A 19,362-nucleotide genomic window follows, 5' to 3' on the forward strand; every position below is an offset into this window, starting at 1 on the left:
CATGAACGATCTCGCCATCATCAAACGCGCCCTGCCCGATGAGGCGGAGGGAACGGCAGAACCGGAGGCCGCCCCACGGGAGCCGGTCACAGGCGGCGCAAGTGCCCAGTCCGGGGCACAGCCTGCCGAGGTGGTTCCGCAAACCGCCTCCGATGTGCCGCAGCAACCGGCGCGGCCCCCTTTCGTTCCGAAGCCGCCGCATCTCGTCGCGGCCTATATGGTCGCCTCGACGCTTCTGTCTCTCACCCAGAGCTTCGGCATGAACCTCGTGTCGGCCAACATTCCCCAGATCGCGGGCGACCTGTCGGCCACGCAGACGGAAGCCACATGGCTGATGGCCGCCTATATGGCGCCGAACGTCTCTCTCGCCGTGGCGCTCATCAAGATCAGGAACCAGTTCGGGCTGAGGAACTTTGCCGAGATCTCCATTCTGGGTTTCGTCATCGCCGCGCTGCTGAATTTCCTGATCTCCGACCTGCATTCGGCGCTTGTCGTCCGCTTCATGAGTGGGATGGCCGCCTCTCCGATGTCGAGCCTCGCCTTCCTCTACATGCTGGAACCGATGCCGCCGGAGAAGAAGATGAGCGTCGGTCTCTCGCTTGCGCTCACCAACATCACGCTCGGCGCACCCATTGCGCGGATCGTGTCACCCTATCTCATCGAACTCTGGGGCGGGTGGCATGCGCTGACCGTGCTGGAACTGGCGCTCGCCATCGCGGCGCTGGGTCTGGTGTACAAGCTGCCCCTTGGCCCCATGCCGCGGGCAAATGTGATCAGCCGCGGCGATGTGGTCAGTTATCTGCTGATCGCCGTCGGCTTCGGCTGCGTGGCTGTCGTGCTGGTCACCGGCCGGCTCTACTGGTGGTTGGAGGCGCCATGGATCGGCTGGGTTCTGGTCCTCTCCGCCCTGTGCCTGACCACCGCCGCGGTGATCGAGCTGAACCGCAAGTCGCCGCTGCTGGATATCCGCTGGCTGACCAGCCCCGCCATCGTCCATTTCGCCTGTGCGCTGTTTCTGTTCCGCATCGTGCTGGCCGAACAAAGCTCCGGCGTGCCTCAGTTCTTCATCGCGCTCGGCCTGTCCAATACGCAGATGCAGGTGATGTACGGCATCATTCTTCTGGGCTCGCTGCTTGGCGGGCTGACTTCAGCGGCTATCCTGAAGCCCGGGCGGGAGGAGATGATGCACGTTGTGGCCCTCATCCTGATCGCCACCGGTGCGCTGATGGACAGTCACGCGACGAGCCTGACCCGGCCCGAACAGTTGATCCTGAGCCAGGCGATGATCGCCTATGCCACGGCGCTGTTCCTGCCCCCCGCGATGGCGAGCGGCCTGATGTCCGCGCTGAAGAAGGGGCCGAACTATATCCTGAGCTTCATCATCGTCTTTCTCATGACCCAGAGCATCGGCGGTCTGCTCGGTTCCGCCATCTTCGGCACGCTGGTGACGATCAGGACGAACCTGCACACGCTCCGCCTGTCCGAGCTGATGTCGCCTTCGGACCCTCTGGTCGCCCAGCGGATCCAGCAGTACGGCGCCAGCTACGCCAATGTCATTCCCGACAGCCTCCAACGGCAGGTGGAGGGGACGCGGCTCCTCTCCTCCGTCATCAAGCGGGAGGCGACGGTGCTGGCCTATAACGACGTGTTTCTCATCGTGGGGATCATCGCGCTGATCGCACTGGGGCTTCTGCTGGGGCACATGGCGTTGAACGCCTGGCTTCGGCGGCGTGCGGCTGCGACGGCGCCCCCGGGCGGGGCGCTGCCGAACTGACGCCGCCCCCCGCTGACCCAGTTATCCGAGTATCTTATCATGCCACATGAAATCATCCGTTCCCGCGCCACGCATATTGCCCTCGTCACCGGCATCGCTGCCATTGGGCTGGTGCTCTATGCGTGGCAGTTGCCGCCCTTCACCACCGCCATAGAAACGACGGAGAACGCCTATACCCGCGCCAAGGTGACGTTCCTTGCGCCGCAGATCGCAGGCCATGTGGCCGAGGTGTTCGTGCATGACTTCGACACCGTGAAGGCCGGCCAGCCGCTGGTGAAGATCGACGACCGCATCTTCCGCCAGAAGGTTGCGCAGGCGGAGGCGGCGCTTGCGTCCTCCCGCGCGAGCCTTGCCTCCAACGCGCAGGACCGCGTCGTGGCGGAGGCGAGCGTCCACGCGGCGGAGGCCACGCTGGAGGGGGCGAAAGCCTCGGTGAAGGTCGCCACTGCGAACTGGGAGCGTATCACCCCGCTGCTGGGCAAGGGCGTCGCCACGCAGGCGGACGGCGACACCACCCGCGCTGCTCTGGATCAGGCGATCGCCAACCAGCATCAGGCGGAGGCCGCCCTGGAGACCGCCAAACAGAAGGTGCAGTCCACGATTGTCGCGCGTCAGGCGCTGGAGGCCGCTGTCACAGGATCGGAGGCTGCCGTGGAACTCGCCCGTATCGACCTCGACAATACCGAAATTCGCGCGCCGCAGGATGGCCGTGTGGGCGAGGTGGGCGCGCGGCCGGGGCAGTATGTGTCGGCGGGAACGCAGCTCATGCCGCTGGTGCCGGAGGCGCTTTGGGTCGTCGCGAACATGAAGGAGACGCAGCTTGCCGAAATGCGCGTGGGGCAGCCCGCGCGGATCACGGTGGATGCGATGAACCATGCCGAACTGACCGGCCGTGTCACGGGTTTTGCGCCGGCAACGGGCAATGAGTTCAGTCTTCTCAAGACCGATAACGCCACAGGCAACTTCACCAAGGTGGCCCAGCGTCTCCCCGTGAGGATCGAACTCGATCCGGGTCAGCCGCTGGTGCAGAACCTCGTGCCCGGCCTTTCCGTCGTGGTCAGCGTGGATACCAGCGCGACCCCTGATGAGAACTCCGCCACCGCGCCTAAGCAGGTATCGGATCTCGGGGCCGAGGCCACCCCCGGCACGGGGATCGGCGGCGCGCTGTTCTAGCAGGCGCTGAAAAAGCGTTCCGGGATTACCCTGAGGCGGAGATCTTTTCGGGAGATCGCCTGAAAGACCAGCTCTCGACCGGACCCATTTCCTGGCTTTCAACGTAAGCCCGGGTCAATGCTCCACTCGTCAGCAACCTGTCAGGACCGCGCCTCACCCAGAAGCCAGTCGCGGAACGCCGCGAACACCGGGTTGGCGGCGCTTCTGTCGGGGTAGAGGATGGCGTAGGGGCTTGCCACCCGCAGCCTGCGTTCCGAGGCGAGGAGCAGCCTGCCGCGGCGCAGCTCCTCCTCCGCCACCACCTCGGGCACCAGCGCGACGCCAAGGCCGGCAACTGCCGCCGTGACCAGCATGCCGAAATGCTCGAACCGCGCGCCCCGCAGGATCGGCCGCACATCCAGCCCGGCATCGCGGAACCAGTCGAGCCAGAGGGTCGGCCGCGTGGACTGCTGAAGAAGCGGCAAGCGGGCGAGGGCCAGATCCGGCAGCGGCCCCGCGACGACGGCAGGGCTGGCAACGACGACGAGCTGCTCCTCCATCAGCTCCGCCACATGGGCATCCGGCGGGCGATGCTCCGCCCGCTGGATCGCCGCATCGAACGGATCGTCGGTGAAATCGACCGGCGTCAGGCGCGAGGTGATGTCGAAGGTCACATCCGGCCGGAGCGCCCGGAATGCCGCAAGCCGGGGCACCAGCCAGGCCGAGCCGAAGGAGGGCAGCACCGCCAGCCGGATCACGTCGCCATGACCGCCGAACGCCATCACCGTAACGGCCGCCTGATTGAGTTCCGCCAGCAGCCGCTCGGCATCCGGCAGAAACACCCGCCCCGCATCGGCCAGCACGAGCCGACCCTTCACCCGGTGAAACAGCCGCACGCCCAACCGATCTTCCAGCGTGTTGAGAGAGCGGCTGATGGCGCTCTGCGTCAGGTTCAGCTCCTCCGCCGCGCGGGTCGTGGCGCCGGTGCGCGCACAGGCGGCGAAGGTGGCGAGCTCCTGGATGGAGGGCAGGTAGGATTGTCGCATGGTATGAGGAAAACTCATCGGGATGCCAGAAAACATCGTTAGCATCCTTCGCGCGGGAGGAGTAGATCCTGCGGCAAGCAGAGGAGACCCGCCATGAACGACATGCAAAAGCCCAAGCTCAAGGCCAAGGACGCGCCGGACCTGACCGCCTTCACCTGGGATGACCCCTTCCGGCTGGAGACGCAGCTGACGGAGGAGGAGCGGATGCTGCGCGATGCGGCCCATGCCTTCGCGCAGGACCGGCTGATGCCGCGCGTGCAGAAAGCCTTCGCCGAGGAGCATACCGACCCGGCGATCTTCCGCGAGATGGGAGAGGCGGGCCTGCTCGGCGTGACGATCCCCGAGGAATACGGCGGGCTTGGCGCGGGCTATGTCTCCTACGGGCTGGTCGCGCGTGAGGTGGAGCGCGTGGATTCGGGCTACCGCTCCATGATGTCGGTGCAGTCGTCGCTGGTGATGTATCCGATCTATGCCTACGGGTCGGAGGAACAGCGCAAGAAATACCTGCCGAAGCTCTCCTCCGGCGAGTGGATCGGCTGCTTCGGCCTGACGGAGCCGGATGCGGGTTCCGACCCCGGCGGCATGAAGACGCGGGCGATCAAGACCGAGAGCGGCTATCGTCTGATCGGGTCGAAGATGTGGATTTCCAACTCCCCCATCGCCGATGTGTTCATCGTCTGGGCGAAGTCGGAGGCCCATGGCGGCAAGATCCGCGGCTTCGTGCTGGAAAAGGGCATGAAGGGCCTGTCGGCTCCGAAAATTCAGGGCAAGCTGTCGCTCCGCGCCTCCATCACCGGCGAGATCGTGATGGACAATGTGGAAGTCGGTGAAGATGCGCTGCTGCCCAATGTCGAAGGGCTGAAGGGCCCGTTCGGTTGCCTCAACCGCGCGCGTTACGGCATTTCCTGGGGTGCTCTCGGGGCCGCGGAATTCTGCTGGCACGCGGCACGGCAATATGGCCTCGACCGCAAGCAGTTCGGCAAGCCGCTGGCGCAGACGCAGCTCTTCCAGCTGAAGCTCGCCAACATGATGACCGAGATTTCGCTGGGCCTTCAAGGGTCGCTCCGCGTCGGCCGCCTGATGGATGAGGCGCAGGCCGCGCCGGAGATGATCTCCATCATCAAGCGCAACAACTGCGGCAAGGCGCTGGACATCGCCCGGATGGCCCGCGACATGCACGGCGGCAACGGCATCTCCGAGGAGTTCCACGTCATCCGTCACATGGTGAACCTCGAGACGGTGAACACCTATGAGGGCACGCATGACGTGCACGCGCTGATCCTCGGCCGGGCGCAGACGGGCCTTCAGGCGTTCTTCTGATGGGGGCGCCGCTCGAAGGACTGAAGGTCGTCGAGCTTGCACGCATCCTGGCCGGCCCCTGGGCTGGTCAGGTGCTGGCCGATCTCGGGGCCGAGGTGGTGAAGGTGGAAGCGCCGGAAGGTGACGACACGCGCCGCTGGGGCCCGCCCTTCCTCGACCGGGAGACGCCCGACGGCGGGTCGGAACAGTCCGCCGCCTATTTCCACGCCTGCAACCGGGGCAAGCACTCCGTGATCGCGGATTTCCGCAATCCTGCGGATCTGGATTTCGTCCGCCGGCTGATCGCAGAGGCGGATGTGGTCATCGAGAACTTCAAGGTGGGCGGCCTTGCGAAATACGGGCTGGATTACGCAAGCCTCGCCACGCTCAATCCGCGGCTGATCTACGCCTCCATCACCGGTTTCGGACAGACCGGGCCCTACCGCAATCGCGCGGGCTACGACTTCATGATCCAGGGCATGGCCGGGATCATGGACCTGACCGGCGATCCGGCGGGCGAGCCGCAAAAGATCGGCGTGGCCTTTGCCGACATCTTCACCGGGCTTTATGCGGTGATCGGCATTCAGGCCGCGCTGACGGAGCGGGAGAAGACGGGGCGGGGGCAGCACGTGGACCTCGCGCTCTTCGACTGTCTTACCGGGGTGCTGGCCAACCAGGCGATGAACTACTTCGTTTCGGGTGTCGCGCCGCACCGGATGGGCAATGCGCATCCGAACATCACGCCCTATGCGACCTATCCCGTGGCGGATGGCTGGTTCATTCTTGCCGTCGGCAATGACGGACAGTTCCGGCGTTTCTGCGATGTGATCGGGCGCTCCGACCTGGGCGCGGACCCGGCCTATGCGACGAATGCTCTCCGGCTGGAGCGGCGGGCGGAGCTGACGGAGGCGATTTCCGCAGCGACGCGGAAATGGTTGCGGGACGACCTGCTGGCCGCGCTGGAAACCGCGACAGTGCCCGCGGGACCGATCAACACGCTGGCGGATGTCTTCGCCGATCCGCAGGTCGCGGCGCGTGGCATGAGGATCGAGGCGGAGGGTATTCCCGGCCTTCGGACGCCGATCAGCTTTTCGTCGAGCGATCTGGCGCTCGACCGGGCGTCACCGCTTCTGGGCGCGGACGATGCGGCAATCCGCGCGCGCCTGTCCGAGGGTGCCGAAAGCTGAAACCCGGGCGCGGGGGACGCCCCCCGCGACCCCCGACGTTACCGTTCCGCAACCTGCCAGCTCTCCCCGGCAGCGGATCGGGGGATCCGGGGGGCGCTGCCCACCGGACAGGGGGTGCGGGGGAGCGTGCTCCCCCGCTTTCTCCGTCAACTGCCGCGGCGCAGCGCAGCGACACCGGTCCGGGCGAGTTCGATCAGCCCCAGCGGACGCATCAGGTCTGCAAAGGCATCGACCTTCTCCGGCGTGCCGGTGATCTCGAAGACAAAGCTCTCCAGCGTCGAATCCACCACCTTCGCGCGGAAGATGTCGGCCAGCCGCAGCGCCTCCACCCGCTTCTCCCCGGTGTTCTTCACCTTGATGAGCGCAAGTTCCCGCTCCACCGCGGCCCCTTCCACGGTCAGGTCGTGCACCTCGTGCACCGGGACGATGCGGCCGAGCTGCGCCTTGATCTGCTCGATGACCTGCGGCGTACCGGTGGTGACGATAGTGATCCGGCTCAGGTGGCCGGTGTGGTCCGTCTCTGCCACGGTCAGGCTGTCGATGTTGTATCCCCGCCCGGAAAACAGCCCCACGACCCGCGCCAGAACGCCGGATTCGTTGTCCACCAGCACGGTCAGCGTGTGCCGCTCGCTCACATCCGCATTGGGATCGCGAAGATCGTAGGCAGAATGCCCGGAGGAGCCCTGCATAAGGTTCAGCGCCATGATCGTTCTCCTCAGACCAGAACCGCGCCCTGGGCGCCGATCGCATTCGCCGGGTCGGCATCGCCGAGCAGCATTTCGTTGTGCGGCTTGCCCGACGGGATCATCGGGAAGCAGTTCTCATGCTTCTCGACCATGCAGTCGAAGATCACCGGCCCGTCATGGGCGATCATCTCGCGGATCGCATCGTCCAGATCGGCGGGATCGGTGCACAGAATGCCCTTCGCGCCGAAGGCTTCCGCCAGCTTGACGAAATCCGGCAGCGATTCGGACCAGGAGTGCGAATACCGCTCGCCATGCAGAAGCTGCTGCCACTGCCGCACCATGCCCAGCCGCTCGTTGTTCAGGATGAACTGCTTGACCGGCAGGCGGAACTGCATGGCCGTGCCCATCTCCTGCATGTTCATCAGCCAGGACGCCTCGCCCGCGACATTGACGACCAGCGCATCGGGATGGGCCATCTGCACGCCGATGGAGGCAGGGAAACCGTAGCCCATCGTGCCCAGCCCCCCGGATGTCATCCAGCGGTTCGGCTCGTCGAAATGCAGGAACTGCGCCGCCCACATTTGGTGCTGGCCGACCTCGGTGGTGATGTAGCGGTCCATTCCGCGGGTCAGCGCTTCCAGCCGTTCGAGCGCATACTGCGGCTTGATCGTCGTCTCCGACCCGCGATAGGCGAGGCAGTTGACCGACTTCCACTCCGCGATCTGACGCCACCAGCCGGCCAGACCCTCACGGTTCACCTTCGATCCCCGTTCCTTCCAGATGCGGAGAATATCGAACAGCACCGCGCCCACGTCGCCCACGATGGGCAGATCCACCCGGACGGTCTTGTTGATCGAGGACGGGTCGATATCGACATGCGCCTTGATCGAACCGGGAGAGAAATCGGCCAGCCGCCCCGTGATCCGGTCGTCGAAGCGCGCGCCCAGATTGATCATCAGGTCGCAGCCATGCATGGCGAGGTTGGCCTCGTAGAGGCCGTGCATGCCGAGCATCCCGAGCCAGCCCTTGCCGGACGCGGGATAGGCCCCGAGCCCCATCAGGGTGGAAGTCACGGGGAAGCCGGTCGCATCGGCGAATTCGCGCAGCAGGCGGCTCGCCTCCCGGCCGGAGTTGATGACCCCGCCTCCGGTATAGAGAACCGGACGTTCCGCCGTCTCGATCAGTTCGACCAGCCGCAGGATCTGCGTGGCGTCGCCCCGGACCTGCGGCTTGTAGGGGTCGCTGTCCTTGGGCTTCGGCCGGCGATAGGCGCCGGTGGCGAACTGCACGTCCTTCGGGATGTCGATCAGCACCGGGCCGGGGCGGCCGGTGGTGGCGACGTGAAAGGCGCGGTGCAGCGTCTCCGCCAGCTTGTCGGTATCCTTGACCAGCCAGTTGTGCTTGGTGCAGGGGCGGGTGATGCCGACGGTATCGGCCTCCTGGAAGCCATCGGTCCCGATCATGAAGGTCGGCACCTGACCGGACATCACCACGATCGGAATGGAATCGAGCAGCGCATCCGTCAGCCCGGTAACGGCATTGGTGGCGCCGGGGCCGGAAGTGACCAGCACCACGCCCGGCTTGCCGGTGGACCGCGCATAACCTTCGGCGGCATGCACCGCCGCCTGCTCGTGCCGGACGAGGACATGGCGGATCTGGTTCTGCTGGAACAGTTCGTCATAGATCGGCAGCACCGCGCCGCCGGGATAGCCGAAGATCACCTCGACCCCCTGATCGCGCAATGCCTGCACGATGATCTTCGCGCCGGTCAGCGCCTCACCGTTCGCGGGGCCTCGGGCGTAACGTGCGCCCTCCATCTGGCCGGGTTTCTCCGCTGTCATCTTAGCTCCTCCGCCGTTCGTCTCGGCAAATGAAAAAGCCCCCGGAGTGATACTCGGGGGGCGCATGGGACGGAAATATGGCTTCCTTAACGGACCATGCGCCAACTTCCTACGATTACGATAAGACCGTTCATGTCTCGCCCCCTCGGATGGCGTTCTCATCGCATGGGTGGACGGCATCGTCAACCCAAAAGCGCAACGATCTGTCGGTGGGGTGGGGTGGGCTTTTCACAAGTTGCGCATCCGTTGCGGGCCTGGCTTTCGCCAGCGGCAAGGCTACCCTGCACTCCGGCAGCATGACGGAGGCGGCGATGGCGCTCGAAGACGCGAAGACCGAAGTGGACACGGCGATCACACGCAGGGATGCGCGGGGTCTTTCGTATGAAAATGCCTTCGGCGGCGCGACCTCCTTCCTGCGGCGGCGCTACACGAAGGATCTGGCGGGATACGATCTGGCCGTTACCGGCGTGCCCTTCGATCAGGCCGTGACCCATCGCCCCGGCACCCGCTTCGGCCCGCGTGCGATCCGGGAGGCGTCCACGCTCCAGGCCTTCGACCCGCCCTATGGCTGGGGGTTCGATCCGCTGTCGGATTTCTCCATCGCCGATTATGGCGATCTGGCCTTCGACTATGCCCGGCCTGCGGACTTTCCCGAGACGCTGGCCGCGCATATCCGCGGTATCCACGATCAGGGGGCGGCGGTGATCGCGCTCGGCGGCGATCATTCGATCAGCCACCCGATTCTGCGTGCCCATGCGGAGCGGTTCGGGCCGCTCGCGCTTGTCCACTTCGACGCGCATTCCGATACATGGCCTGATGACGATACGGGCCGCGTCGATCACGGCACGATGTTCTACAAGGCGGTGAAGGAGGGGGTGATCGACGTCGCGCATTCCGTGCAGGTCGGCATTCGCACGACAAATACCGATACTCTCGGCCTGCACGTCATCGACGCGTTCGACGTGCATGAGACCAGCCCCCGCGCCGTGGCGGAGAAGGTCCGCAGCATCGTGGACGATCGGCCGGTCTATGTCAGCTTCGATATCGACTGCCTCGACCCCGCCTTTGCTCCGGGGACGGGGACGCCGGTCTGGGGCGGTCTGTCTTCGGCGCAGGCGGCGATCATCCTGCGGCGGCTTGCGGGCATCAACATGGTTGGCGGCGACGTGGTCGAAGTGTCGCCGCCCTATGACACGGCGGGAATCACGGCGGTGGCCGGAGCGCATGTCGCGACGGAGCTGATCTGCCTCTGGGCCTGGCCTCGCCGCCGCTAGTCAGCCGCGAAGCAGGGCCATGAAGGCGGGCCATGCTTCCGGGTCCGCCACCGTCTTGTCGCGGCAGAAGGCGTTGCAGAAGCCGAAGACGCGTCCCTCGGCCTTCAGGAAATGCGTGACCGGACGACCGGAATAGGGGCAGGTCTCGTTCTCTGCCGGACCCTGACCGACCGCCTCGGCAGGGATCGGCGCGGGGCCGGGCCATGGCCGGCGGGGATAGTCGCGGCGATAGACCTCCTGATCGGAGAAATCGACCAGCGACATCGCGCGCCAGCGGCGGAAGGAGGGGTGGGAGAGATGCGCCTGCATATAGGCCAGCGCCTCCGGTCCCACGGGAAGGTTGTACGTGGCGATACGTGCCGCAATCGGCGCATAGAAGGCATCCGCTGCCGAATAGGCACCGCAGAGCCACGAGCCCTTGCTTTCCGTTTCCGCGCGCGCGTCCGACCAGATGGTTTCGATCCGGGCGAGGTCGGCCAGCACGGCCTCCGGCGGGTTGCTGTTCGTATAGGAGGCCCGGAGGTTCATGGTGGAATGATCGCGGAGGGGCGCGAAGCCCGAGTGCATCTCCGCCACCAGCCGCCGGGCGACGGCGCGAGCGGCCGGCCCGGCGGGCCAGATGCCGACACCCGGCTCCCGCGAGGCCAGTTCCTCGGCAATGGCGATGGTGTCGGAGATGACGGTGCCCTCTGCCGTGCGGATCACCGGAACCGTGCGTGCAGGGGGGAAGGCGGCAATGGCGGCGGCGAAATCCGGGCTGTACATCCGCACCGCCTTGACCTTCACCGGAATGCCGAACGCGTCGAACAGCAGCCAGCCCCGCATCGACCAGCTCGAATAGGCCCGGTCTCCGATCAACAGCTCATACATCGCAATCTCCCTTCGTGCCGCTTCAGATAGCAGGGCGGCGTTCAATCATGGAAATGCATATTTGTCGGCTAGTTCATCAAGATTTGTGATCGAATCTGCGGTTGGCGAACAGGCAGCGGCGCTGACCGTCAACGATATCGATGCGGGAGAGGGATAGCGGCGCGACCGGTTGGCTGAATGCCTCGGCCGCTGACTTGCCGTTCGCGCGCTGAAGTTCAGAGAGGATCACCCCGAAATGCGCGACGCAGATGATGTCGCGGCCCGGATGCAGCAGGGTAAGCCTGTCCACCGCCTCCGCCGTGCGACGGCACAGCATGTTCCAGCTCTCCCCGCCGGGGGGTGCGATGTCGCCCGGCTGTTCCCAGAAGCGGCGGGCGAGCGTGCCATCGCGCGCGGATATCTCGTCCGCCGTGAGTTGCTCCCAGTCTCCGAAGCCGATTTCCCGCAGGCCGGCCTCGTGCGGAAGGCGGGTTCCCGGGATCAGGTCCGCCGTCGCCACGGCCCGTTTCAGATCGGAGGAGACTACGAGGGCCTGCTCCGGCAGCTCGGCGAGCAGACGCTCGATGGTTCCGCTGTCGCTGAGATCGGCGGGTAGGTCGGTCCAGCCGACCATCCCTTTGGCATGGGTCGGCCCGTGGCGTATCCACCACCAGCGGCTCACGGAAGCTCTCCCTTCAGCACCAGCGGGAGGCCCGCGACAACAAGCACCGCCACATCCGCAAGCGCCGCGAGCCGTTGGTTCAATTGCCCCTGCGCCGCACGGAAGGCACGGGAAAGGGGGTGCATGGGCACGATGCCCAGCCCGGTTTCATTGGAGACGATCACCACCGTTCCCCGTGCCGCTGCGAGCGCGGTTTCCAGCCCGGAAAACGCCGTGGGAAGGTCCGCCTCTCCTGCCGTCTCCGCCAACATCTGACCGGAGAGCCAGAGCGTCGCGCAGTCGAGCAGGGCAACTTCGTCCTTGGCCAATGCGGCGAGCGTGGCCTCGGTTCTCCCCTCCACAATGCGCCACTCCGGGCCTCGGCGCGCCTTGTGGCGCTCCACCCGCTCCGCCATCTCCTCATCCTCAATAGCGGCGGTCGCGATATAGCAAAGGCGCGCGTTCGATGCGGCCAGTTGCTTGACCAAGTTCTCTGCAAAAACCGACTTCCCGGAATCCGCGCCGCCCAAAATCAGAAAAAGTTTTTTTTGCATATGTCGTGAACTTTTTCCGATCTGACGAGTTTTCAGCCTGCGTAGCACGGAAACGCCGCAAGGCAAGAGCCCTGAGGGGCCACCCGGAAGGACAGGTGAACCATGCTGGAAATCAGAGAAAGCGGCCTTATGCGCCGCGCGATGACCGCAGAGATGCTTGACGCCGATACAGAACGCTCGCTCGCCGAAGCCTGGCGAGACCGGGGCGATGAAGCGGCTCTGCATCGCTTGGTCACCGCCTATCTGCGGCTCGCGATCTCCATGGCAATGAAATTCCGTCGTTATGGCGTGCCGATGGGAGACCTTTTGCAGGAATCCATCGTCGGTCTCATGAAAGCGGCGGAGAAGTTCGACCCTGATCGCGGCGTGCGCTTCTCCACCTACGCCGTGTGGTGGATCAAGGCCTCCATTCAGGATCACGTGATGCGGAACTGGTCGCTGGTCCGGACCGGATCCACGACGGTGCAGAAGTCGCTTTTCTTCAACCTCCACCGCGTCCGCGCCCGGCTGGAGCGGGAAGCCCGGCAGCGGGGTGAGGACCTTGCGGGGGACGAACTTCTGCAGGCCGTCGCCGACGAGCTTGGCGTTTCGCTGCGGGACGTGACGGAGATGGAGCGCCGCATGTCCGGGCAGGATCAGTCGCTGAACGCGGTTCAGGGCGCGGAAGAAGGCCGGGAGTGGATCGACGCGCTGGAGGATGACACGCCGCGCGCGGAGGAGGTTTACGAATCCCGCCACGATACGCTGCGCCTGCGCAACTGGCTGATGACGGCCATGGGCGATCTTTCGGAACGCGAGCGGTATATCGTGCGGGAGCGCCGCCTGCGCCCGCAGCCTCGCACGCTCGACAGCCTCGGCACGGAACTCGGGCTTTCCAAGGAGCGTGTGCGGCAGATCGAGACGGCGGCCTTCGCCCGGCTTCGCAAGAGCCTTGAAACCCGCAACCGGGAGGTGCACCACTTCTTCTCATGAAGTGGCTTGCCCCCGTGCTTTTCATCGCCGCGGCTCCGGTCGCGGCGGATGCCGTTCCGCCCGCGCGGCTGGATGACCTGCCCCCGGCAGACGTGATCCTGCTGGGCGAGGTGCATGACAATCCGCGCCATCATGAAAATCAGGCCCGTGCCGTCGCCGCGTTGAAGCCAAAGGCGCTTGTCTTTGAAATGCTGACCCCGGCGCAGGCGGATCTCGTCACCCCGCAGGCCCGCCAGTCGTCAGACGCGCTGGCGCTTGCCACGGGTTGGGCGACAAGCGGCTGGCCGGATTTCTCGCTCTACTGGCCCATTTTCGCGGCTGCCCCGGAGGCGGCGATCCTCGGCGCAGGCGTGACGCGGGAGGATATGGCGGGGCTGAGGGAGAAGGGTGCCGCAGCGCTGTTCGGGCCGGAGGCGCACCGCTTCGCGCTTGATCGGCCGCTCCCCGCGGAGGCGCAGCAGGCGGCGGAGGAGGAGCAGCGGCTCGCACATTGCGACATGCTGCCGGGTGACCTGCTCCCCATGATGGTGGATGCCCAGCGGCTGAGGGATGCAGCTCTGGCACGCGCGACGCTGAGGGCGCTGGCGGAGCATGGTCCGCCCGTAGTGGTGATCGCCGGATCGGGACATGTGCGGGCGGGGGCCGTTCCGGCAATGCTGAAGACCGCGGCCCCTGATCTGCGCGTGATCTCCGTCGGTCAGGTGGAGGAGGGCGCGGCAGCGCAGCAACCCTACGACCTGTGGATCGTCACGCCGCCGGAACCGCGCGACGATCCCTGTGCTTCGCTCCGCAAACCGTGATCGCGGCTTGCTCCCGCCGCATCGAACGGGGATAGATGAAACGGGACGGCGGAGGCGGGACGTGCTGGACGGCAAACATATCCTGATGATCATCGGTGGCGGCGTGGCCGCGACCAAGGCGCTCGACCTCATCCGGCGGTTGCGGGACCGGGGGGCGGAGGTGACACCGGTTCTCACACCCGCCGCGGAGCATTTCGTGACGCCGCTCTCGGCCTCCGCGCTTGCCGCACGGAAGTGCTACCGAGACCTCTTTGACCTCACGGATGAGGCGGAGATGGGACATATCCAGCTTTCCCGTGCTGCCGATCTGGTCGTCGTCTGTCCCGCGACCGCGGATCTGCTGGCCAAGATGGCAGCCGGACTCGCCAATGATCTGGCCTCCACGCTGCTGCTCGCGACGGACAAGCAGGTGCTCGTCGTTCCCGCGATGAACGTGCGGATGTGGGAACACCCCGCGACCCGCCGCAATGTGGAGCAGCTCCGTGCGGATGGCATCCTGTTCGCAGGCCCGGTGGACGGACCCATGGCCTGCGGCGAATACGGTCCCGGCAGGATGGTGGAAGTGCCGCAGATCGTGGCGACCGTCGCTTCGGTGTTCGACAGCGGGCCGCTCTCGGGCCGGCATGTGCTTGTCACCTCCGGGCCGACCCATGAACCGATCGACCCGGTGCGCTATATCGCCAACCGCTCCTCCGGTGCGCAGGGGACGGCCATTGCCGCCGCGCTCCGCGACATGGGCGCGCGGGTGACCTTCGTGACCGGTCCGGCCAGCGTGCCGCCGCCCTCCGGCGTCGCTGTCATCCGTGTGGAGACCGCAGAGGAGATGCTGGCCGCGGTTCAGGGTGCTCTGCCCGCCGACGCTGCAGTCTTTGCCGCAGCCGTGGCGGATTGGCAGGTGGCCAACCGGGGCGAGGCGAAGATCAAGAAGCAGGCGGATGGCAGCCTTCCCGCGCTCTCCTTCCGGGAGAACCCGGACATTCTGGCGACCGTGGGCCGCATGGGCGTGGGCCGTCCCCGGCTGGTTGTGGGTTTCGCGGCGGAGACGAACGACGTGATCGCCCATGCGACGGCGAAGCTTGCCCGGAAGGGGGCCGACTGGATCGTGGCCAATGATGTCAGTCCGGCGACCGGCATCATGGGCGGGACGGAGAATGCCGTAACGCTCATCAGTGCCGATGGGCAGGAACCCTGGCCGCGTCTCCCCAAGGAGGAGGTCGCGGCCCGTCTCGCCCGGCGGATCGCCGAAGCGCTCAAGTGACAGGAAGGATGAAGATGACCCCCGTGCTGCGTATTCTGTGGGAGGATTGGGCAGACCGCTCCATCCTGCTGCCCTCCTATGAGACCGCCGGGGCGGCAGGTGCTGATGTCCGCGCCAACCTGCAACCGGAGGACAGGGAGACCGGGTTCATCATCGATCCCATGCGGCGTGTCGTGATGCCGACCGGATTTCGCGTGGAGATCCCGGAGGGGTTTGAGATGCAGATCCGTCCGCGCTCGGGGCTTGCTCTGAAGCACGGGATCACCCTGCCGAATACGCCGGGCACGATCGATTCCGATTATCGTGGTCCGCTTGGTGTGCTGCTGGTCAATCTCGGCCATGATCCCTACACCGTGCATCATGGCGATCGGATCGCCCAGCTTGTCATCGCGCCGGTCGTTCAGGCCCGGTTCGAGCCTGCCGAGACACTCTCCGCCACCGCGCGGGGAGAGGGAGGCTTCGGCTCTACCGGTCGCGGTTGAGCGGTGCTGGTCGTCCTTCTCCTCGCGGCGGCGATCTGGGGTCTTGCCGCGGCCTTCGGTATCCGGCGGGAGATACGCTGGCTGGCCATCGGCCTGCTTTACGTTGCGGTTCTCGCGTTGCTGGTGGTGCTGCCGGAGGGGGCGGCGCTCCGGGGCTGGCTCGGATGGTCCGTCGGTGCCTGGCTCGTGCTGGGCGGGGCGGGTCTTGCGGTCTGGGGTTACGCGCAGTTGCTGGGCCGGCTCCGCATGCGGGCGCGGTCCGCAGTGCAGGGGGCCGGGGCGCCTGCACAGATGGGAACCGCCGCCCCGGGAACGGCCGCGCTGAGCGAAGCGGAGGTGGAGCGTTATTCCCGGCATCTCATTCTGCGGGAAGTCGGCGGCCAGGGGCAAAGGCGCTTGCGGAATGCGCATGTGCTCGTGGTGGGGGCGGGCGGTATCGGCTCCCCCGCGCTTCTTTATCTGGCGGCGGCGGGAGTCGGGCGGATCACGCTTGTGGACGACGACAGGGTGGACCTCTCCAATCTTCAGCGGCAGGTGATCCACCGAACGGAAGATATCGGCATGTCCAAGGTCGCCTCCGCCGCCCGCGCGATCCATGCGCTCAATGCGGGCGTCGCGGTGACGCCGGTAGACCGGCGTCTGGACGACACTCTGGCCGCGGAGCTGATCCCGGGCGTGGACCTTGTGCTCGACGGCAGTGACGGTTTTGCCACGCGGGCGCTGGTCAACCGTGCGGCGGTGGAAGCGGGGGTGCCGCTCCTCTCCGCGTCGGTCGGTCAGTGGGAGGGGCAGATCTCCCTTTTCGATCCTGCGCGGGGGGCACCCTGTCTGGCCTGTCTCTTTCCGGTGGAACCAGCGGCCGGTCTTGCCCCGACCTGTGCGGAGGGCGGGGTCGCGGGGCCGCTGCCGGGCGTTCTGGGCACGATGATGGCGCTGGAGACGCTGAAGGAACTGACGGGCGCGGGCATGGGGCTGCGCGGGCGGCTTCTGCTGTACGACGGGCTTTACGGCGAGACGCGCATGATTGCGGTCCATCGCCGGCCGGGCTGTCCGGTCTGCGGCGGCATCTGAACGTTTCTGCAAAGGCCGGAACGCCGCGTTTCAAGGTCGGGGAGATCGTGTTCCTGCGTTTCCGTTCGACGGGGCTGGAAAGCCTCTCCGACCCGGCTTAGCTTCCCGTTGTTAAGGAGAGCCCAGATGACCAATCCCCTGCTTGAATCCTGGACCGCGCCCTTCGGCCTGCCGCCCTTCGACCGGATCACGGATGACGATTTCGCCGCGGCCTTCGACGCCGCTCTGGCGGAGGCGCGCGCCAATATCTCGGCCATTGCCGCCGACCCCGCAGCGCCCACCTTTGACAATACGATCGAGGCACTGGAACTGGCGGAGCAGCGGCTCGACCGGGTGGCGGGGGTGTTCTACAATCTCTCTGGCTCCGACGCCAATCCTGCGCGAGAGGCCTTGCAGCGGGATCTCGCGCCGAAGATGGCCAAGTTCTCCTCCGAAGTCCTGATGAACCGCACGCTCTATGACAGGGTGCGCACCGTCTGGGAACAGCGCGAGCAGCTCACTCTCACGCCGGAGCAGCTGCGTGTTCTGGACCTCTACCATCAGATGTTCGTCCGTGCAGGCGCCGAGCTGGAAGGCGCGCCCGCCGACCGTTTCCGCGCCATCAAGGAGCATCTGGCCTCTCTGGGCACCGACTTCGGTCAGAAGGTTCTGGCGGAGGAGCGCGACTGGTCCATGGATCTGGCGGAGGGCGATCTGGAGGGCCTGCCGGAGTTTCTGGTCGAGGGGCTGGCCGCCGCTGCCGCCGAGCGGGGCCGGGAGGGCTGGACGCTCACGCTCAACCGCTCGCTCATCGTGCCGTTCCTCGAACTCTCTCCCCGCAGAGAACTCCGTCAGCGCGCCTACGAGGCCTGGACCGCGCGCGGGTCGAACGGCAATGCCAACGATACACGCGCGCTTGTCGCCGAAACCCTGAAGCTCCGTCATGAGCGTGCGGAACTGCTGGGCTACCCCTCTTACGCCGCCTACAAGCTGGAACCCGAGATGGCCCATACGCCGGAGCGGGTGCAGGAGTTGCTTTCCCGCGTATGGACACCCGCGCGCGCCAAGGCGGAGGCAGACGCCGAAGCCCTGACGCACCTGCTGCATGAGGATGGGGTGAACGGCCGGCTCGAACCCTGGGACTGGCGGTTCTATGCGGCCCGCCGGCGCAAGGCGGAGCACGATCTGGATGAGGCCGCGCTGAAGCCCTACCTGCAACTCGACCGCATGGTGGAGGCGGCCTTCGAGACGGCCGGGCGGCTTTTCGGCCTGAAGTTCGAGCCGCTCGACGTGCCGCTCTACCACCCCGACGCCCGCGCGTGGGACGTGACGCGCGACGGGAGGCATATGGCCGTGTTCATCGGCGACTATTTTGCCCGGCCCTCCAAACGCTCGGGCGCATGGTGTTCCGCCTTCCGCAGTCAGCGCAAGCTGGGCGGTGAGGTGCGGCCCATCGTGGTCAATGTCTGCAACTTCGCCAAGCCCGCGAAGGGGCAGCCCGCGCTGCTGTCCTATGATGACGCGCGCACGCTGTTCCATGAATTCGGCCACGCGCTGCATCAGATGCTGTCTGATGTGACCTACGGCTTCGTCTCCGGCACCTCCGTCGCGCGGGATTTCGTCGAACTGCCGAGCCAGCTCTACGAGCACTGGCTTGAGGTTCCGGAGGTGCTGGAGCGCCACGCCCGCCACTACCGCACGGGCGAGCCGATGCCCCGGGAGATGCTGGAACGTCTGCTGGCCGCGCAGAACTTCGATCAGGGCTTCGCAACCGTGGAGTATCTTGCCTCTGCGTTGGTCGATCTGGCGTTTCACGAGGGTCCGCCCCCTGCCGATCCGATGGCGAAGCAAGCCGAGGTTCTGGCGGAGGTCGGCATGCCCCATGCGATCCGCATGCGCCACGCCACACCGCATTTCGGCCATGTCTTTGCGGGGGAGGGATATGCTTCGGGCTACTACAGCTACATGTGGTCCGAAGTGATGGATGCGGATGCGTTCGATGCCTTCCGCGAGGCTGGCGATCCATTCGACCCGGAAATCGCGCGGCGGCTGGAGCAGAACATCCTGTCTGCCGGGGGAAGCCGTGATCCGGCGGAGGAATACACGGCCTTCCGGGGCAGGATGCCCGGTGTGGAGGCATTGCTCCGCGGACGAGGGCTGGACGACGCGGCCTAGCGGTCGCTGGGCCGCCGACGGGTCGGCTGATCGACGATATCACTGACCATGCGGAGGAGGAGGCGCGTCTCCTCCGCCACGGCGGCCTCGAAGGAGAACGCCTCCTGCGGAATAACGCCGGGGTCCTCCGCGCCGTCCTGAACGGTCTCTCCACGCGTCAGCCGATGGCGCAGATCGTCGAGCCTGTCGCGCGGCAGGTTGGCCATCAGATCGCGGAGCACCTTGCGGTGCGCAACGATCATGGCTTCCAGACGTTCGGGGGTGAGGGACATGGTGCGCCTCCTGTGTCAGGGCGGGGAACA

Annotated in this window: 18 protein-coding genes; 11 read left to right on the forward strand and 7 right to left on the reverse strand. The window is 66.2% G+C overall.

What is annotated here, in order from left to right; all coding sequences use genetic code 11:
- Position 1: 1 nt before the first annotated feature.
- Both RT513_RS04765 and RT513_RS04770 read left to right on the forward strand, forming a co-directional pair.
- The gene (locus tag RT513_RS04765; protein WP_290688170.1) at positions 2 to 1,774 is read left to right on the forward strand and encodes an MFS transporter; all 1,773 of its coding nucleotides are present in this window, start codon (positions 2 to 4) and stop codon (positions 1,772 to 1,774) included.
- Between the two features lie 39 nt (positions 1,775 to 1,813).
- Positions 1,814 to 2,947 (forward strand): HlyD family secretion protein, encoded by a 1,134-nt coding sequence (locus RT513_RS04770; protein ID WP_290688168.1) that lies wholly within the window; start codon positions 1,814 to 1,816, stop codon positions 2,945 to 2,947.
- Between the two features lie 140 nt (positions 2,948 to 3,087).
- Here RT513_RS04770 and RT513_RS04775 read toward each other — a convergent pair whose 3' ends face one another.
- A complete protein-coding gene (locus RT513_RS04775; RefSeq protein WP_088215253.1) occupies positions 3,088 to 3,972 on the reverse strand; it encodes a LysR substrate-binding domain-containing protein in 885 nt (294 codons plus the stop codon).
- Between the two features lie 102 nt (positions 3,973 to 4,074).
- Here RT513_RS04775 and RT513_RS04780 point away from each other — a divergent pair, with 102 nt between their 5' ends.
- Positions 4,075 to 5,292, forward strand: coding sequence for an acyl-CoA dehydrogenase (locus RT513_RS04780; protein WP_409518395.1), 1,218 nt, complete (start codon positions 4,075 to 4,077; stop codon positions 5,290 to 5,292).
- Positions 5,292 to 6,458, forward strand: a complete 1,167-nt coding sequence (locus RT513_RS04785) for a CaiB/BaiF CoA transferase family protein (RefSeq protein ID WP_290688163.1) — start codon at positions 5,292 to 5,294, stop codon at positions 6,456 to 6,458. Before RT513_RS04780 ends, RT513_RS04785 begins: the two co-directional genes overlap by 1 nt.
- A gap of 146 nt (positions 6,459 to 6,604) precedes the next feature.
- On the opposite strand, the gene ilvN is transcribed toward RT513_RS04785, so the two are convergent.
- Positions 6,605 to 7,162, reverse strand: coding sequence for an acetolactate synthase small subunit (gene ilvN, locus RT513_RS04790; protein WP_084695116.1), 558 nt, complete (start codon positions 7,160 to 7,162; stop codon positions 6,605 to 6,607).
- Positions 7,163 to 7,173: 11 nt separating this feature from the next.
- The gene (locus tag RT513_RS04795; RefSeq protein ID WP_290688354.1) at positions 7,174 to 8,961 is read right to left on the reverse strand and encodes an acetolactate synthase 3 large subunit; all 1,788 of its coding nucleotides are present in this window, start codon (positions 8,959 to 8,961) and stop codon (positions 7,174 to 7,176) included.
- A gap of 335 nt (positions 8,962 to 9,296) precedes the next feature.
- Between RT513_RS04795 and speB the strand changes: the two genes are divergently transcribed.
- Positions 9,297 to 10,259 carry an agmatinase gene (speB, locus tag RT513_RS04800; protein ID WP_088215255.1) on the forward strand — a complete coding sequence of 321 codons (963 nt, stop codon included), beginning with the start codon at positions 9,297 to 9,299 and terminating at the stop codon, positions 10,257 to 10,259.
- On the opposite strand, the gene RT513_RS04805 is transcribed toward speB, so the two are convergent.
- From RT513_RS04805 to cobU, 3 genes are all read right to left on the reverse strand, one after another.
- Positions 10,260 to 11,129 carry a glutathione S-transferase gene (locus RT513_RS04805; RefSeq protein ID WP_290688160.1) on the reverse strand — a complete coding sequence of 290 codons (870 nt, stop codon included), beginning with the start codon at positions 11,127 to 11,129 and terminating at the stop codon, positions 10,260 to 10,262.
- A 76-nt stretch (positions 11,130 to 11,205) separates the two neighbouring features.
- The gene (locus RT513_RS04810; protein WP_290688158.1) at positions 11,206 to 11,790 is read right to left on the reverse strand and encodes a histidine phosphatase family protein; all 585 of its coding nucleotides are present in this window, start codon (positions 11,788 to 11,790) and stop codon (positions 11,206 to 11,208) included.
- Positions 11,787 to 12,323, reverse strand: a complete 537-nt coding sequence (gene cobU, locus RT513_RS04815) for a bifunctional adenosylcobinamide kinase/adenosylcobinamide-phosphate guanylyltransferase (protein ID WP_290688156.1) — start codon at positions 12,321 to 12,323, stop codon at positions 11,787 to 11,789. The genes RT513_RS04810 and cobU overlap by 4 nt, the downstream gene beginning before the upstream one ends.
- A gap of 102 nt (positions 12,324 to 12,425) precedes the next feature.
- Here cobU and RT513_RS04820 point away from each other — a divergent pair, with 102 nt between their 5' ends.
- The 6 genes from RT513_RS04820 (at position 12,426) to RT513_RS04845 (ending at position 19,060) form a co-directional block, all read left to right on the forward strand.
- On the forward strand, positions 12,426 to 13,295 hold the full coding sequence (locus RT513_RS04820; RefSeq protein WP_290688154.1) for an RNA polymerase factor sigma-32: 870 nt from the start codon (positions 12,426 to 12,428) through the stop codon (positions 13,293 to 13,295).
- A complete protein-coding gene (locus RT513_RS04825) occupies positions 13,292 to 14,095 on the forward strand; it encodes a ChaN family lipoprotein (protein WP_290688152.1) in 804 nt (267 codons plus the stop codon). The genes RT513_RS04820 and RT513_RS04825 overlap by 4 nt, the downstream gene beginning before the upstream one ends.
- Before the next feature lie 61 nt (positions 14,096 to 14,156).
- A complete protein-coding gene (gene coaBC, locus RT513_RS04830; RefSeq protein WP_035744036.1) occupies positions 14,157 to 15,353 on the forward strand; it encodes a bifunctional phosphopantothenoylcysteine decarboxylase/phosphopantothenate--cysteine ligase CoaBC in 1,197 nt (398 codons plus the stop codon).
- A gap of 14 nt (positions 15,354 to 15,367) precedes the next feature.
- Positions 15,368 to 15,835, forward strand: coding sequence for a dUTP diphosphatase (gene dut, locus RT513_RS04835; protein WP_088215256.1), 468 nt, complete (start codon positions 15,368 to 15,370; stop codon positions 15,833 to 15,835).
- Positions 15,836 to 15,838: 3 nt separating this feature from the next.
- On the forward strand, positions 15,839 to 16,906 hold the full coding sequence (locus RT513_RS04840; protein ID WP_290688149.1) for a HesA/MoeB/ThiF family protein: 1,068 nt from the start codon (positions 15,839 to 15,841) through the stop codon (positions 16,904 to 16,906).
- 126 nt (positions 16,907 to 17,032) lie between these two features.
- Positions 17,033 to 19,060 (forward strand): M3 family metallopeptidase, encoded by a 2,028-nt coding sequence (locus RT513_RS04845; RefSeq protein ID WP_290688147.1) that lies wholly within the window; start codon positions 17,033 to 17,035, stop codon positions 19,058 to 19,060.
- Here the strand turns inward: RT513_RS04845 and RT513_RS04850 are convergent.
- The gene (locus RT513_RS04850) at positions 19,057 to 19,332 is read right to left on the reverse strand and encodes a hypothetical protein (protein WP_088215221.1); all 276 of its coding nucleotides are present in this window, start codon (positions 19,330 to 19,332) and stop codon (positions 19,057 to 19,059) included. The genes RT513_RS04845 and RT513_RS04850 overlap by 4 nt on opposite strands.
- Positions 19,333 to 19,362: the final 30 nt, after the last annotated feature.

The organism is Haematobacter sp. (assembly GCF_032102465.1).
Classification (GTDB): domain Bacteria; phylum Pseudomonadota; class Alphaproteobacteria; order Rhodobacterales; family Rhodobacteraceae; genus Haematobacter.

Excerpts from the sequence above, each read along its gene's own strand:
- RT513_RS04765 (WP_290688170.1), top strand. The coding sequence starts at position 2 with ATGAACGATCTCGCCATCATCAAACGCGCCCTGCCCGATGAGGCGGAG.
- RT513_RS04770 (WP_290688168.1), top strand. The coding sequence starts at position 1,814 with ATGCCACATGAAATCATCCGTTCCCGCGCCACGCATATTGCCCTCGTC.
- RT513_RS04775 (WP_088215253.1), bottom strand. The coding sequence starts at position 3,972 with ATGCGACAATCCTACCTGCCCTCCATCCAGGAGCTCGCCACCTTCGCC.
- RT513_RS04780 (WP_409518395.1), top strand. The coding sequence starts at position 4,075 with ATGCAAAAGCCCAAGCTCAAGGCCAAGGACGCGCCGGACCTGACCGCC.
- RT513_RS04785 (WP_290688163.1), top strand. The coding sequence starts at position 5,292 with ATGGGGGCGCCGCTCGAAGGACTGAAGGTCGTCGAGCTTGCACGCATC.
- ilvN (WP_084695116.1), bottom strand. The coding sequence starts at position 7,162 with ATGGCGCTGAACCTTATGCAGGGCTCCTCCGGGCATTCTGCCTACGAT.
- RT513_RS04795 (WP_290688354.1), bottom strand. The coding sequence starts at position 8,961 with ATGGAGGGCGCACGTTACGCCCGAGGCCCCGCGAACGGTGAGGCGCTG.
- speB (WP_088215255.1), top strand. The coding sequence starts at position 9,297 with ATGGCGCTCGAAGACGCGAAGACCGAAGTGGACACGGCGATCACACGC.
- RT513_RS04805 (WP_290688160.1), bottom strand. The coding sequence starts at position 11,129 with ATGTATGAGCTGTTGATCGGAGACCGGGCCTATTCGAGCTGGTCGATG.
- cobU (WP_290688156.1), bottom strand. The coding sequence starts at position 12,323 with ATGCAAAAAAAACTTTTTCTGATTTTGGGCGGCGCGGATTCCGGGAAG.
- RT513_RS04820 (WP_290688154.1), top strand. The coding sequence starts at position 12,426 with ATGCTGGAAATCAGAGAAAGCGGCCTTATGCGCCGCGCGATGACCGCA.
- RT513_RS04825 (WP_290688152.1), top strand. The coding sequence starts at position 13,292 with ATGAAGTGGCTTGCCCCCGTGCTTTTCATCGCCGCGGCTCCGGTCGCG.
- dut (WP_088215256.1), top strand. The coding sequence starts at position 15,368 with ATGACCCCCGTGCTGCGTATTCTGTGGGAGGATTGGGCAGACCGCTCC.
- RT513_RS04845 (WP_290688147.1), top strand. The coding sequence starts at position 17,033 with ATGACCAATCCCCTGCTTGAATCCTGGACCGCGCCCTTCGGCCTGCCG.
- RT513_RS04850 (WP_088215221.1), bottom strand. The coding sequence starts at position 19,332 with ATGTCCCTCACCCCCGAACGTCTGGAAGCCATGATCGTTGCGCACCGC.